Annotated in this window: 15 protein-coding genes and 1 tRNA gene; 15 read left to right on the forward strand and 1 reads right to left on the reverse strand. The window is 39.9% G+C overall.

Going from position 1 to position 15,449, the window contains the following annotated elements:
* The first annotated feature begins 55 nt into the window (after positions 1 to 55).
* From PLH43_RS09795 to nifJ, 14 genes are all read left to right on the forward strand, one after another.
* A tRNA-Asn gene (locus tag PLH43_RS09795) sits at positions 56 to 131 on the forward strand.
* Positions 132 to 330: 199 nt separating this feature from the next.
* Positions 331 to 1,095 carry a tRNA threonylcarbamoyladenosine dehydratase gene (locus tag PLH43_RS09800; protein ID WP_324362575.1) on the forward strand — a complete coding sequence of 255 codons (765 nt, stop codon included), beginning with the start codon at positions 331 to 333 and terminating at the stop codon, positions 1,093 to 1,095.
* 141 nt (positions 1,096 to 1,236) lie between these two features.
* Positions 1,237 to 1,320, forward strand: a complete 84-nt coding sequence (locus tag PLH43_RS13675; protein ID WP_349255148.1) for a type II toxin-antitoxin system HicA family toxin — start codon at positions 1,237 to 1,239, stop codon at positions 1,318 to 1,320.
* Between the two features lie 143 nt (positions 1,321 to 1,463).
* The gene (locus PLH43_RS09810; protein ID WP_324362577.1) at positions 1,464 to 1,853 is read left to right on the forward strand and encodes a type II toxin-antitoxin system HicB family antitoxin; all 390 of its coding nucleotides are present in this window, start codon (positions 1,464 to 1,466) and stop codon (positions 1,851 to 1,853) included.
* Between the two features lie 174 nt (positions 1,854 to 2,027).
* Entirely contained in the window at positions 2,028 to 2,507 is a 480-nt protein-coding gene (locus PLH43_RS09815) for a DUF6530 family protein (RefSeq protein ID WP_324362579.1), read from the forward strand.
* Positions 2,508 to 2,820: 313 nt separating this feature from the next.
* A complete protein-coding gene (locus PLH43_RS09820; RefSeq protein ID WP_324362581.1) occupies positions 2,821 to 3,819 on the forward strand; it encodes a glycosidase in 999 nt (332 codons plus the stop codon).
* Positions 3,820 to 3,876: 57 nt separating this feature from the next.
* The gene (locus PLH43_RS09825) at positions 3,877 to 4,920 is read left to right on the forward strand and encodes an NDP-sugar synthase (RefSeq protein WP_324362583.1); all 1,044 of its coding nucleotides are present in this window, start codon (positions 3,877 to 3,879) and stop codon (positions 4,918 to 4,920) included.
* A 107-nt stretch (positions 4,921 to 5,027) separates the two neighbouring features.
* A complete protein-coding gene (locus tag PLH43_RS09830; RefSeq protein ID WP_324362585.1) occupies positions 5,028 to 6,194 on the forward strand; it encodes a glycosyltransferase family 4 protein in 1,167 nt (388 codons plus the stop codon).
* Between the two features lies 1 nt (position 6,195).
* Complete coding sequence (locus PLH43_RS09835; RefSeq protein ID WP_324362587.1) at positions 6,196 to 7,236, forward strand: glycosyltransferase; 1,041 nt, start codon at positions 6,196 to 6,198, stop codon at positions 7,234 to 7,236.
* 120 nt (positions 7,237 to 7,356) lie between these two features.
* On the forward strand, positions 7,357 to 8,448 hold the full coding sequence (locus PLH43_RS09840; RefSeq protein WP_324362589.1) for a type I phosphomannose isomerase catalytic subunit: 1,092 nt from the start codon (positions 7,357 to 7,359) through the stop codon (positions 8,446 to 8,448).
* Positions 8,449 to 8,549: 101 nt separating this feature from the next.
* Positions 8,550 to 9,305 (forward strand): ZIP family metal transporter, encoded by a 756-nt coding sequence (locus PLH43_RS09845; protein WP_324362591.1) that lies wholly within the window; start codon positions 8,550 to 8,552, stop codon positions 9,303 to 9,305.
* Between the two features lie 117 nt (positions 9,306 to 9,422).
* Positions 9,423 to 9,812, forward strand: coding sequence for a hemerythrin family protein (locus PLH43_RS09850; protein ID WP_324362593.1), 390 nt, complete (start codon positions 9,423 to 9,425; stop codon positions 9,810 to 9,812).
* A gap of 24 nt (positions 9,813 to 9,836) precedes the next feature.
* Complete coding sequence (locus PLH43_RS09855; RefSeq protein WP_324362594.1) at positions 9,837 to 10,496, forward strand: flavin reductase; 660 nt, start codon at positions 9,837 to 9,839, stop codon at positions 10,494 to 10,496.
* Positions 10,497 to 10,607: 111 nt separating this feature from the next.
* Positions 10,608 to 14,135, forward strand: a complete 3,528-nt coding sequence (gene nifJ, locus PLH43_RS09860; RefSeq protein ID WP_324362596.1) for a pyruvate:ferredoxin (flavodoxin) oxidoreductase — start codon at positions 10,608 to 10,610, stop codon at positions 14,133 to 14,135.
* 155 nt (positions 14,136 to 14,290) lie between these two features.
* On the opposite strand, the gene PLH43_RS09865 is transcribed toward nifJ, so the two are convergent.
* Complete coding sequence (locus tag PLH43_RS09865) at positions 14,291 to 14,458, reverse strand: DUF3787 domain-containing protein (protein WP_324362598.1); 168 nt, start codon at positions 14,456 to 14,458, stop codon at positions 14,291 to 14,293.
* Positions 14,459 to 14,808: 350 nt separating this feature from the next.
* On the opposite strand from PLH43_RS09865, the gene PLH43_RS09870 reads away from it, so the two are divergent.
* On the forward strand, positions 14,809 to 15,449 hold a 641-nt coding region (locus tag PLH43_RS09870; RefSeq protein WP_324362600.1), incomplete at its 3' end, for an S-layer homology domain-containing protein.

Below are 15,449 nucleotides of genomic sequence, written 5' to 3' on the forward strand. Positions count from 1 at the left end.
CGATGATACTTGGATGGAGACGTCCCGGGAAAGTAGGTCGCTGCCAGATTTATATTCCTCAATAGCTCAGTCGGTAGAGCATGCGGCTGTTAACCGCAGGGTCGTAGGTTCGAGTCCTACTTGAGGAGCCATACATACAAATAGCTTAAACCTAATAAAGGTTTAGGCTATTTTATTTTGCATGGTTCTTGATGACAGCGACGCTTTTATTTATAATTTACTAAGAAGAATTTTTTAAGAATAAGCTTTGCAATTCACTTTTTATAATTTTGCAAGAAAAATAATGTAGGAAAATAAAAAATAAAATCACAATGTAAGGGCAGGTATGATATGTTAAATCAATTTTCGAGGACAGAAATATTATTTGGAAAAGAGGCAATGAAGAAGCTGGAACAGGCAACGGTTGCAGTCTTTGGTATAGGCGGAGTGGGAGGCTATACGGTTGAGGCTCTTGTCAGGAGCGGAGTTGGAAATTTTGTGCTTGTTGATGACGACAAGGTATGCCTTACAAATTTGAACCGGCAAATTATTGCCACAAGAAAAACGATAGGACAGTACAAAGTAGAGGTTATGAAGGAAAGAATTTTAGATATAAATCCCAAAGCAAATGTTACGGCGCATCAATGCTTTTTCCTTCCAGAGAATTCCGATAAATTTGACTTTGCATCTTACAGCTATATTGTTGATGCCATAGACACGGTGACAGCAAAGATTGAGCTGGTTATGAAAGCAAAAGAATTTGGAGTGCCGATTATCAGTGCCATGGGGGCCGGCAATAAGATTGATCCTACACAGCTGAAGGTTGCGGACATATATAAGACATCTATTTGCCCCCTTGCAAGGGTCATGAGGTATGAGCTAAGAAAGCGGGGAGTAAAGAAGCTGAAGGTGGTTTATTCCACCGAGGAACCGAAAAAGCCTGTCGAAGACATGGCAATAAGTTGCAGGACCAATTGCATATGCCCTCCCGGTACCGAAAGAAAATGTACGGACAGAAGAAACATTCCGGGAAGCACATCCTTTGTTCCGTCTGTTGCAGGCTTGATAATTGCAGGTGAAGTTATTAAAGACATAATAGGAAACGTAAATGAATAAACGATTCCGGCGTTTTTGCCGGAATTATTTTATTGATACTGAAACGAGTTCTCTCCACATAGAACACGTATAAAATACGTATAAAACATTGGTATATGCGTATAAAAGGCGTATAATGTGTTTAAGCGAGTGATACAATAGATGAAGAGAAACGACTTGATAAAACTTCTCGAAAAGAACGGATGGTACTTAAAACGAAACGGCGGTAATCATGATATATACTAACGGATAAAAGTGTGAACCCATACCAAGGCATAAGGAGATAAACGAGAGGTTGGCAAGGGAAATAATCAAGAAGCACGGACTATTATAAAAGCTCTTGAAGGTTTCATCTGTTGCTTATTATAGATTTTAAGGAGGGAGCATTAATGAAAGAAGCTTATCCGGTAATAATATCTCAAGAAAAAGACGGTTACTATGTATCTATACCTGATTTTGATATAGCTACACAAGGTACAAGTGTAGTAAATGCAATCGAAATGGCCCGGGATGCAATTGGGCTTATGGGTATCGATATGGAGGATGACGGGAAACCGTTGCCAAAGCCGTATTCGGTGAAGGTCCAGCATGAAGAAAATGATATTGTTACATTGGTGGATGTAGATTTTGCAGAGTATCGCAAAAGGGTAGATAATAGAGCGGTTAAAAAGAATTGCACAATACCGTATTGGCTTAATGTTGAAGCGGAGAAAGCAGGAATAAACTTTTCCAAAGTGCTTCAAGAAGCATTGCAAGAAGTTTTAAAAACCTCAAAATAATATTTGGAATTTTCATGTTAATGTATTAATAAGAGCCTTCGGGCTCTTTTTTTAATGACTTGATATTTTTGGGTTGACGGAAGAGCCTAAAAATGATACAATGAATTTAGTTAATTACTAATTTACTAAATTACTAGTTTAGTAGAGAATATATGAGATGGAGGAAAATATAAAATGAAGATACCGACTACTTTAAAGCACAAACCTGTCATTGTATGTGAAAACTATGAAAATGTTGACGGAAGATATGCTTATGATTCGGATGCAAAGGGCCTTTCCCTGGGGCTTGCACAATGGAATGACCGGGGGAAGGTGGATATTTCGGCTAAAGTTTGGAGATATACGGGTGAAAAATGGTCTAGGCAATCCGAAGAACTGCCCCTTCATCGAGTTCTTGACCTGGCAATCCTTGTTTGCAGGGCAAAGCTTTATTTTCAAGATGCTTATCGATACGAGAAGTTTTATGATCCCGAAAAGCCTGTTATAGACAGAGTTGGATTGCAGGGTGATGCTATGACAGTATCTGTATGCACTGAAAACGAAAAAATCGACGAAGATATAAAGTTGTTTAATCAGGCACTCAGTGAGGATGGAGAACTTATTGGAGAGAGACTTCGCACTTTGTCAAGAATATTAAAGGAAATGGGATATTGATATTTATAGATATTTCCCCATATTAAAAAATCACTCCTTCCAAGCAGTATAAGCACTCGAGGCGAGATTTTTCGAAAGTAAGCTTGACAAAAATGAAAATGTTCATTAGAATATTATTAGCACTCATTTAGGGTGAGTGCTAATAAAGCGTTTTAATATTCCTTTAGTTAATTGATACTATATTTATAGCGGTTTTTATCGTTATTAATATTTTATCCGTTAAATAAAGGAGTCTTAAAGCGCTTTTTGACAATAAGATGTAATATATTGAAAAGTCATTGAGAATACTGTTGGGATGAAGGAGTGAATGGTAATGACAAGCAGGTTTGAAACAAAGCTTATGGGTTCTGACAGGCATTCTTACAAGGAGCTTTTCAAAAGATACTGGGGAAATCCGATCCTTTCAGCGAAAAACTGGCCTTATGCGGCAAACACAGTTTTTAATCCCGCAGCAACCACATATAACGGCAAGGTTTTGCTGCTGACAAGAGTCGAGGACAGAAGAGGCTTTTCTCATCTAACAAAAGCTATCAGCGATGACGGTATAAGCAATTGGATAATTGATGACAAACCTACCTTTGAGGCTGAGCCCGAAAAATTTCCCGAAGAGGAATGGGGGGTAGAAGACCCGAGAATTACATGGATTGAAGAACTGGGGAAATACGCTGTTGTATATACTGCCTATTCCAAAGGCGGACCATTGGTATCTTTAGCGCTTACGAAAGATTTTGAAAACTTTGAGAAGCTTGGTGCCATTATGCCTCCTGAGGACAAGGATGCTGCACTGTTTCCTAAGAGGATTCACGGAAAATGGGTTCTTATACATAGACCGATTTCAGCTCATCATGGACCTGGGGCACATATTTGGATTTCCCGTTCCGATGACCTAAAATACTGGGGTGAGCATCAGATATTAATCAAAGCAAGAAAAGGCGGATGGTGGGACGCAAATAAAGTGGGACTTAATTGTCCGCCCCTTGAAACTTCGGAGGGATGGCTTATATTGTACCACGGGGTAAGACAGACTGCGTCCGGATCTATTTACAGGCTTGGACTTGCGCTTTTAGACCTTGAGAATCCGTCGAAGGTCCTGCGCAGGAGTGATGAATGGGTATTTGGCCCGCAGGAATTCTATGAAAGAGAAGGGGATGTGGATGACGTGGTATTCCCCTGCGGATGGGTATATGATGAAAAAACAGGGGAGATTAAAGTATATTACGGTGCTGCCGATACTTGCATTGCAATGGCAACAACAAAGCTTGGTGATTTGCTTGAATATATAAAAAGATGTCCTGAGCCAAAGACAATTTGACAAATTTAATTTTAGACAGCAATTAGGACAACACATCCAAAATAGGAGGAATAAACAATGAAAGCGTTATTTTTAGCAGGAGGTCTCGGAACTCGCTTAAGACCTATTACCAACGATTTACCCAAGCCAATGGTACCCATTATGGGAAAGCCACTTTTAGAAAGGAATATAGAAAGACTAAAGAGCTTCGGTATTGATGAAATTGTATTGAGTACATGTTACAAACCGCATAAAATTGACAAATATTTTGAGGACGGAAAAAAATTTGGTGTTAAAATAAACTATATAACCGAGGAAAGTCCTTTGGGCACCGCAGGAGCTATAAAAAACGCTGAGGATTTTTTGGGCGATACATTCCTTGTGTTTAATGCCGATATATTGAGCGACATAGACATAGCGGACATGATACGCTTCCACAAAGAAAAAGGGGCACTGGCAACCATTGCCGTAACCCGGGTTGACAATCCTTCGGCTTATGGTGTCATTGAGCATGACGACGATAGCTTTATTACGGCGTTTAAAGAAAAGCCCCAGCCCCACGAAAGTAAATCCAATCTGATTAATGCAGGAGTATATATCTTTGAACGGGAGATTTTAAATTACATTCCTACCGGAAGGGCAGTGTCCGTTGAAAGGGAAACCTACCCTTTGCTGCTTGAGAAAGCATATAAGATAGCGGTGTACGATAAATGCAATTACTGGCTTGACTTAGGTACACCGGGAAAATACTTAAAAGTTCATAAAGACATACTCAAAGGTCTTGTTCCGATTTGCAATTATGATTTTGGACAAAATTGCATATACATCAACGATAGTGCAAAAGTTGACATAAGTGCAAAGATAAAAGGTCCCGTATACATTGGTGAAAATGTTGAGATAGGTCCTGCGGCGGTGGTAGGTCCCAATGCGGTTTTATTCGACAATGCTGTTGTCGGAATGGGGGCAAAGGTTGTGGACAGCGTGGTTTGGGACAATGTTAATGTAGAGAGTGGAGCTAAAGTTATAAATTCTGTAGTTATGTCAAATTGTAAAATTGACAAGGACAGTGAGAAATACAATTCCGTTTTGACGGAAAACTTCAGCCAACCGATAGCGGTATAAAAGGCAAATATTTTTTGAGTGAGGAAGTTTAAAGAAACAGATAATATAAGCAAGTTGCAATATATTTTCCTGAAGTATTGCGGCAACAAGATATAGGAGGTTTTGAAATGGCTTTAGACAAAATTCGAAACATAGCATTTTTAAGTACTTATCCTCCAAGGGGGTGTGGGCTTGCAACCTTTACCAACGACCTGGTGAGGGAGCTTGACAAGATTGATGATATACCAAATCCAAAGGTTATTGCTGTAAGCGATAATGATTACAATTACAGCAGCAGAGTAATTATGGAGCTAGAACAGCATGAGAGAGAAAGCTATACAAAGACAGCAGAAAGAATTAACGACTCTGACATTGATCTTCTTGTTATAGAGCATGAGTACGGCATATTTGGAGGGGAATTTGGAGAATATATCCTGGAACTTGTAGACAATATCAAAATACCTTTTATTCTCACACTTCATACTGTGCTTCCAAATCCTTTGGAAAAACAAAAGAAAATACTTGAAATACTGGGCCAAAAAAGTGCAAAGGTAGTTACCATGGCACAAAATACAGTACCTATCCTCGAAGAAGTATATGGTATTGGCAAAGAAAAGATTGAAGTAATACACCATGGAGTACCTTATAAAGACCTTGAGTCCAGAGAGGAACTTAAGAAAAAATTCGGGCTTTCGGACCGCAGTGTGATAAGTACTTTCGGGCTGATAGGTCCCGGCAAGGGATTGGAATATGGAATTGAAGCCATTGCAAAGGTGGCTAAAAAACACAAAGATATTGTTTACCTTATTCTTGGACAGACGCATCCTTGCATAAAAAAGGAATCTGGCGAGGTTTACAGGGAAAAGCTTTTGCAAATGGTTGAAGAACTTGGAATAAAGGAGCATGTATGGTTTGTAGACAAATATCTTACCAGGGATGAAATTATGTACTATCTTAAGCTGTCGGATATCTATATGACACCGTACTTGGGAAAAGACCAAGCGGTGAGCGGCACGTTGGCTTATGCGGTAGGGTACGGCAGAGTAATTGTATCAACTCCGTACAGCTATGCCCGGGAAATGCTGGCAGAGGGCAGAGGACTTTTGGCAGAGTTTAGAGATTCGGATTCTCTGGCAAGACATATTGAATATATCCTTGAAAATCCTAAGGCAAAGGAAGAGATGGAGAGAAGGACATTAAGTCTTGGAAGGACTATGATGTGGGAAAATGTGGCCGATTCTTATTCCAAGCTTTTTATCGACACTCTCGAAAAACAAAGCACTCAGGGAGCATGATATGGAGATTTGCGGTTTTAGGTATTGTGAAAATATAAAAGATGACCACATTTTCCGAATGACCGATGATACGGGAATGCTTCAGCACTCAAAATACTCTCTTCCGGATCCGAATCACGGGTATACAACGGATGACAATGCCAGAGCCTTAATTATGGCGCTGATGTTGTATAAAAGGTACGGAAAGAAAAAATATCTTGATCTTGCTTATAGGTACTCATCTTTTTTGCTGAATGCCCAGAATGAAAAGGGCAAGTTCAAAAACTTTATGGGTTATGACCGAAAATGGCTTGAGAAAGAAGGTTCTGACGACTGCTTCGGAAGATGCCTGTGGGCTATTGGATTTGCTCTTTCTTGTGATTTTACTCCAAAAGGTATTAAACATGCCCTTTTGGAAGTCTTTAATAAAGCCATGCCCCAGGCGGATAAACTAGATTATCTCAGGGGCAAGGCATATTCTGCAATAGGTCTTTCATTTTTTGATAATGAAGCTTCAAAAGAGCTTGTTTTCAATATAGCCCAATCCCTTTGCCGCCAATATGATGAGCATAAGGACGGAGAGTGGAACTGGTTTGAAGATATTGTGGCATATTGCAACAGCGTTCTTCCGTGGTCCCTTCTGGCAGCGTACAAGGTTACCGGAGAAAAGAGATTTCTTGAAAAGGCCGAAGAAAGTCTGGATTTTCTCGGGAGAATAACCTTCAGAGATGGGTATTTTAAGCCTGTCGGATGCAATGGATGGTTTAAAAAGGGTCAAATGCAGGCGGAATTCGATGAACAGCCGGTGGAAGCCTGTGAAGCTGTTTTAACCTATTTAGAGGCTTATGAATTGACAGGAAAAAAGCAATATTTTGAAAAAGCGAAAATATGCAATGCCTGGTATGACGGAATAAATTCCAAAGGAATACGCCTTGTTGACGATGAGACAGGAGGCTGCTATGACGGTCTGACCGAACAAGGAGTAAATCTAAATATGGGCGCAGAAAGCCTGGTATCTTACATAATATCGTATTTAAAAATGTCTGAAATCAAATCTTTATAGACATATCTAAAAAAAGAATATTTTTTACAGCAGCCTTTTATATAGCTTGATGCACATGAAGTCATTTTAAAGACAAGATAGGCTTCTTTTGATTACTGACAATAATCGGAGGTGTTTATCATGTTGTATCCCTATAAAATGACGCCTGTGTACAAGGACTATATATGGGGAGGGCATAGTCTTAAAAGATTGGGAAAGCCCGTATTTTCGGGACGTGTCGCAGAAAGCTGGGAACTTTCTGCCATTCCTCAAAGTGAAACCAAAATTGCCAATGGTGTCTTAAAAGACCAAAGTATTGTTGATGTTATAAAAAAATACGGAAGAAAAAAGATTCTTGGAGACAAATTTGCAATTTCGCCGATGAACACGGGATTTCCGCTGCTTCTAAAATTTATTGATGCAAACGACCGCCTGTCCATTCAGGTGCATCCCGGTGATGAATATGCCAAAGAACACGAGAATAACTCAGGCAAGACCGAAATGTGGTATGTCATTGATGCCAAATCGGGAGCAACGGTTATTCACGGATTCTCAGAAGCTTGCAAAAACCCGATAAAAATTCGGGAGTCTATTTTAAAGGGAAAGCACGACGGATTGTACAGAGAGATTCGGGTGAAGAAAGGTGACGTGGTGTTTGTCCCGGCAGGCACTGTACATGCACTAAATGACGGGTTGGTGGTTGCTGAAATACAACAAAACTCAGACATTACATACAGGCTTTTTGACTATGACAGGACAGACTCTAAAGGAAATAAAAGACCCCTTCATGTACATAAAGCACTGGATGTTCTTTCTTTTAAAAATTCAAAAGCCTTGTATAAAGGACTTACCGTTTACTGTAAGAATGGAATAGAAGCAAAGTATCTTGCGATAAGTGAGTACTTTTGCGTAAAGGAAATTAAGAGCGGAGGGTGCTTTCTTGAATTAAATTCAAAAGGACTGTTTTCCGCGTTTATGTTTTTGGACGGTGAAGCAGAGATAATTTACAATGCGGAAAAAATAAAAATTCATGCGATGGAAACGGTATTTATTCCTGCATACATGGGTAAATATACAATTGGAGGTTTCTTTTCGGCACTTCACATTTATGTGCCGGACTGTGCATTAAAGGTTTATTATTCCTTGAGAGACAGGGGATTTTCCCATGAAGAAATAATTGAAAATGCAGCGGGAGCTGAAAGTCTTAATTTCCCTCTTAAGGCAGTCTTATAAAAAAATTTTTGTTTATATTAAAAATTAGCAGGGTATATTAAGTAAGAAAGAGAATAACCTGTATCAATAGAAAAAAATACTTATGATACAAGAGGTGCCGAATGTTTTTAGTACTAATAACTGCAATTGGCGTTGGCGGAGCAACCGTTGTAGGTTCATTAATCGGATTTATGTTTCGCAATATACCGCCAAAATATAATAATGCCATATTGGGCTTTGCAGCGGGAGTTATGCTGGCAGCCTCAGTAATGGGACTTATTTTGCCCTCTGCAGAGATGACCGGACGGTCGGGAATATGGGTGACTGTCTTGGGCATTTTTTTTGGAGCGATATTCTTAAACCTCATGGACAAATTAACTCCCCATTTGCACAACTTGTCGGGAGTAGATGTGGAAAAGCATGAGTACAACGAATCGCTCAATAAGGTTTTGCTGTTTGTATTTGCAATTGCAATTCACAATTTTCCGGAAGGATTGGCAGCCGGTGTTGGATTTGGAAGTGAAGATATAAGCAATGCTTTGACGGTTGCCATTGGTATTGCATTGCAAAACATACCCGAGGGTATGGTGATTATTTCTCCTATGATTCTTGCAGGAATGAGCAAAAAAAGAGCTTTATTGATTGGTTCTGCCACAGGATTGGTGGAAGTAGTGGGAACATTTATCGGTTATTTCGGTTCATCAATTTCGGAGCAAATACTGCCTTTTGCGTTGGCTTTTGCCGGCGGTACAATGCTCTATGTTATTAGTGATGAAATGATTCCCGATACACACAGCCATGGATATGAAAGATTGGCGACATATTCATTGCTGGTAGGGTTTACGGTTATGTTAATAATAGATATGTTTATTGGTTGAATAAGGGTGACGATAATTTCATTTACATATTAGCAATAAAATCCGATATATTTTATGGTTATTTTGTGCAAAGAATATTATTATCATACCCGATACCCGAGAAAAGGAGAGATGAATATGTATGAAATGAAACCTGAATACTTTACGGGAATTGATTTTATCGACAAAGAGCATGCCCGGCTTTTTGCTATTGCCGATGAGACTTACAATTTGCTTAAAAATGAATTTATTCCCGACAAGTATGACCACATAATGGATTTGATTAATGAGCTTAGGGATTATACCAAGTATCATTTTAAGCATGAAGAAGAGTATATGGAAAGTATTGGATATAAAAAACTGTTTACCCAGAAAGTTGCCCATGATGATTTTATACAGAAAATAAGTGAGTATACTCCCGAAGTTGTGGATGAAAACCAGAAGGAGACTCTTTTGGAATTGTTGGATTTTTTAGCCACATGGCTTGTGGAACATATATATAGACAGGATAAATTGATTGCAGAGTGATTTTACAAAAAGGAGAGACAAGAAATGAATATTAACGCTTTATGGAATTTATCTTACGGGGTCTACATTGCTTCAGTTTGGGACGAAGAACGTCCGACCGGATGTGTGGTCAACAGTGCCATGCAAATTACGGCAGAACCTGCGACGGTTGCAATCAGCATCCACCATGACAACTATACAAACCGGTGCATTGAAAAAACAGGCAAGTTTGCACTTACTGTTCTGTCACAGAATTCGGATCCGTCAATTATAGGGACTTTTGGATTTAAGACAGGCAAGGATGTTAATAAATTTGATTCTGTCAAGTATGACATAAAAAATGATATGCCGATTTTAGCGGATGGGTGTGCCTATCTTATCTGTGAGGTAATTAATAAGATGGAGACAGACACCCATACTGTTTTTTTGGGCAAAGTTTTAGATGCGGACTTTATTTCAAAAGAAGAGCCCATGACATATTCTTATTACCACAAGGTAATAAAAGGAAGAAGTCCTAAAAACGCTCCGACATATATTAAGCTGGAACATACAGAAGAAAGCCAGCCTCAACCAAAAAGAGAAAAATATGTATGCAGTATTTGCGGATATGAATACACAGGAGACATTCCCTTTGAGGATTTGCCGGAAGATTATGTTTGTCCGGTATGCGGACAGCCTAAATCGGTATTTATAAAGCAAGAATAAGGCATAATATTTAAGAGCATTTAAACGATTTGGGAAACAATCAAGAAATTCCTGTGTAATTCTCAAAATAGAATCAAAAACGTAACGGGAAAGAATAGGAGAGTGACAAAAATGCAGAAATTTGAAACACTGGATGGAAATCAGGCAGCTGCCTATGCATCTTATGCATTTACTGATGTTGCAGCAATATATCCCATAACACCGTCATCGCCTATGGCGGAAGGGGTGGACGAGTGGGCAGCCCATGGAAAGAAAAACATTTTCGGACAGGAAGTAAGAGTAGTTCAAATGCAATCAGAGGCAGGTGCTGCCGGTGCAATGCACGGTTCTCTTGCGGCAGGAGCATTGACTACTACTTATACAGCTTCCCAGGGACTTTTGCTGATGATTCCGAACCTGTACAAAATGGCAGGAGAGCTTTTGCCGGGAGTGTTGCATGTATCGGCAAGAGCAATTGCAACCCATGCTCTGTCGATATTTGGCGACCATCAGGATGTAATGGCCTGCCGCCAGACCGGAGTTGCACTTCTTGCATCAGCTAATGTTCAAGAAGTGGCAGATTTAGGATGTGTTGCACATCTTGCAGCAATTAAATCCCGAATTCCTTTCATCCACTTTTTTGACGGCTTTAGGACATCCCACGAGTATCAGAAGGTTGGATTGATAGAGTATGATGAACTTGCAAAGCTTGTTGACTATAATGCAATAAAGGAATTCAGGGACAGGGCTTTAAATCCTGAACATCCTGTTGCAAGGGGAACTGCACAGAATCCGGATATTTACTTCCAGGGAAGAGAAGTGCAAAATAAATTCTATGACAGCGTTCCGGATATTGTTGCAAGCTATATGCAGGAAATAAAGAGAATTACAGGCCGCGAATACCGCCCGTTTGACTATTACGGGGCAAAAGATGCGGAATATGTAATTGTGGCAATGGGTTCCGTCTGCGACACCATTGACGAAACCATTGACTACCTTATGGCAAAGGGAGAAAAGGTGGGTGCAGTGAGAGTACGCCTCTACAGACCTTTCTCCGAAAAATATTTCTTTGATGTGATTCCAAGCACAGTAAAGAGAATTGCAGTGCTTGACAGGACAAAGGAGCCGGGAGCACCAGGTGAACCTCTGTATCTTGATGTGTCAAAACTCTATCTGTCCAAGGAAAACAGGCCTATTATCGTGGGAGGAAGGTATGGACTGGGCTCAAAAGACACCAGACCGTCCCACATAATATCCGTATTTGAAAATTTGAAGCAGGAAGAGCCAAAAAACAACTTTACTATTGGAATTGTTGACGATGTAACCAATCTGTCCCTTCCTGAAGGAGACATAATCGAAACCACGCCTCAAGGAACAATAAGCTGCAAATTCTGGGGCTTGGGCTCTGACGGTACGGTAGGAGCGAACAAATCTGCCATAAAAATAATAGGGGACAATACTAACATGTATGTACAGGGGTATTTCTCCTATGACAGTAAAAAATCTGGAGGAATTACCGTTTCCCATTTAAGATTCGGTCCGAAGCCTTTGCGTTCTCCGTATCTTGTGTACAACGCCGATTATATCGCTTGCCACAATAAGTCCTTCATATATAATTATGATATTTTAAAGGGACTTAAAAAGGGAGGTACTTTTGTACTTAACTGCCCGTGGAATGAGGAGGAGCTGGACACACATCTTCCCGCGTCAATGAAGAGATATATAGCAAATAACGACATAAAGTTCTATGTAATAGATGCTCTGCAGATTGCTTCGGATATTGGTCTTGGCAACAGAATCAATATGGTGATGCAGTCGGCATTCTTCAAGCTGGCAAACATAATTCCTATTGAGGATGCCGTAAAGTATCTTAAAGACTCTATTGTAAAATCCTACGGCAAAAAGGGCCAGAAGATAGTGGAAATGAATAATGCTGCAGTTGACAAGGGACAGGAAGCGTTGATAAGGGTAAATGTGCCTGAATCTTGGAAAAATGCTGCTGATGAAGATATGCCTGTGAAGAAGGAAGAACCGGAATTTGTGAGAAAGATTCAAAGGGTAATGGCCAGAAATGAAGGTGATGACTTGCCTGTCAGCGTATTTGTGGGAATGGAAGACGGTACACATCCTTTGGGTACTACGGCTTATGAAAAACGGGGAATTGCACCAATGATTCCCGAGTGGCAGATTGATGAATGTATCCAATGCGGACAGTGTTCCTTCGTATGTCCTCACAGTACAGTGCGCTTGTTCTTATTAAATGATGAGGAACAGAGCCGTGCACCGGAGACCTTCTTGACCAAAAAGGCTATAGGAAAAGGGTTTGAGAATCTGCATTTCCGTGTGCAAATTTCTCCTCTTGACTGTACCGGATGCGGCAATTGTGCTGACGTTTGTCCTACAAAGGAGAAGGCGCTGATTATGAAGCCTGCGGAAGAGCAAATAGAAAAACAGGCCGACAACTGGGAGTTTGCAATGACTGTTACCCAGAAGGAAAATCTGTTGGACCGCAATACATTGAAAGGAAGCCAGCTTATAAGGCCGTTGTTGGAATTCAACGGAGCTTGTCCTGGATGCGGTGAGACACCTTATGTAAGACTTCTCACCCAGCTTTTTGGCGAGAGAATGATGATTGCCAACGCGACCGGATGCTCATCCATATGGGGGGCAAGTTCTCCATCCATAGCTTATACCACCAATGCAGAGGGAAAAGGACCTGCATGGGCCAACTCCTTGTTTGAGGATAATGCGGAATACGGCTTTGGAATGTATTTGGGAGTCAAGCAGATAAGGGCGAAACTTGCCGACCTTATGCAGACGGCGATAAATTCGGATATTGATGAAAAGGTTAAAAATGCCTTTAGAGAATGGCTGGATGCAAGAGATGATGCAGAAGGCTCCAAAAAAGCTACCAAACACATTTTTGAGGCACTGAAAGACTATGATTACAAAGGTAACCGGATAATTGAAGAGATAATGGAAAAGAAGGATTATCTCATTAAGAAGTCCATTTGGATGATAGGTGGAGACGGATGGGCTTATGACATCGGTTATGGCGGAGTCGATCAGGTTCTTTCATCCGGTGAAGATGTAAATATACTTGTATTGGATACCGAAGTTTACTCCAATACCGGCGGTCAGTCTTCAAAGGCAACTCCTACAGCGGCTGTTGCGAAGTTTGCGGCTGCAGGTAAAAGGGTTCGGAAGAAGGACTTGGGTCTCATGGCTATGAGTTACGGTTATGTGTATGTGGCTCAGATAGCCATGGGCGCAAATATGAACCAGACCGTAAAAGCCATGGTGGAGGCAGAAAGCTATAAAGGTCCGTCACTTATAATCGCATATTCGCCATGTATAAGCCATGGTATAAAGACCGGAATGGGCACAAGCATATTTGAGGAAAAATGTGCTGTCGAGGCCGGTTACTGGCATTTGTACAGATACAATCCGATGCTTAAAGAGCAGGGTAAAAATCCGTTTATTTTAGAATCGAAAGAACCCACTGCTCCTTACAAGGACTTCCTCCGCGGAGAAATCAGGTATTCACAGCTTTTGAATGTGTTCCCCGATGCGGCAGGAGAAATGTTTGACGTTGCAGAACGAGATGCAAGAGAGCGTTATGAGACTTATAAGAGGATGGCAGAGCAGAAATATTCGTAATTGGTAGTATGAAAGAGGGCTGCTGCACCGGGAGATTGGTGCAACAGCCTCTTTTATTTGGCCTCTTGGAATGAAATGAAAGAGGCAAAAGCGAAGGGACTCGATGTCCCGAGCTTTTATTAGTATGCTGTCACAATGGTGTTTGGATTATGCTTTTACTTCTGATTTGAATCTACATATTCTTTTGCGTTTTCTACTTGAAGTTCACTAGGTATGGTAACTCCTGACTCGGGCTTTTTCTTTTCGATATTTGCCCAAGCTGCTGTGTTGTGTTTTTCAATTGGTACTGCCATGTTTTTTTGCTTATAGTTTTTTTCTGCCATTTTATCACTCCAAACAAGACTGTGTTTATATTGTTGCGTCGATGTTATTTTATATCGTGGGAGATTTATTATACTGTGCATTATTTACAGGTAAACATTTCAAATCTTAGGAATAATATCAATAGATTAACCGTAAGCGAATGCATGGAATATGTTGATTTTTTTTCAGAAGAATAATATACTATTGGTAAGTCAAGGTAAGAATATTTTCAAAACATATTGCAGGATGTACAGCCTCAGCAATAAGCGGAGGTTTGTTTTTAGAAAGAGATAATATATAAAAAGAGAATGTACAATTATCATATATTGGTATTATTTTTTAGATTAATTATATAAAGGGGAGAATTAAAATGAAATTTTTCAAGGGTAGGCTGACATCTTTAGCACTCGTACTTACAATTTTAATGCAATTATTTGCAAACTGTGTTTTTGCAGACTCGTCCGGAAAGGACACTATTTTTTTCAGGGACATTTCAGGACACTGGGCTGAGGAATCTATCAAGTATTTGGCAGAACGTGGTTTGGTAAAAGGTTATTTGACCGACAATGGTTATATAATTAAACCTGATACATACATAACCAGAGCTGAATATCTTACCGTTCTTTTAAAATCAAAACCCAATCTTAAAGTTTTAAATACTAAAGTAAAATTATTTAATGACGTAAAAGATAGTGATTGGTACAAAAAAGCGGTTGACAAAGCTTCGAGTAATGGAATTCTTGAAGGATATCCCGATGGAAGTTTCAAACCTAATAATCCGATTACCAGGGCTGAAATTGCTGCATTAACGGTAAAAATTAATAATTGGCATGAGGAGGATGTTCTTCCTGATGTTGATGTGTTTTCTGATGTTCAAAAGAATTCATGGTACTATGCGGCTGTTTTGACATGCAAATTAAAAAATATAATAAATGGATATCCGGATGGTACTTTTAAACCGGGAAACTATGCATCAAGAGCAGAAGCTTTTGCTTTGCTTGCAAATTATGT

Source organism: Acetivibrio sp. (assembly GCF_035371925.1).
Taxonomy (GTDB): Bacteria; Bacillota; Clostridia; order Acetivibrionales; family Acetivibrionaceae; genus Hungateiclostridium.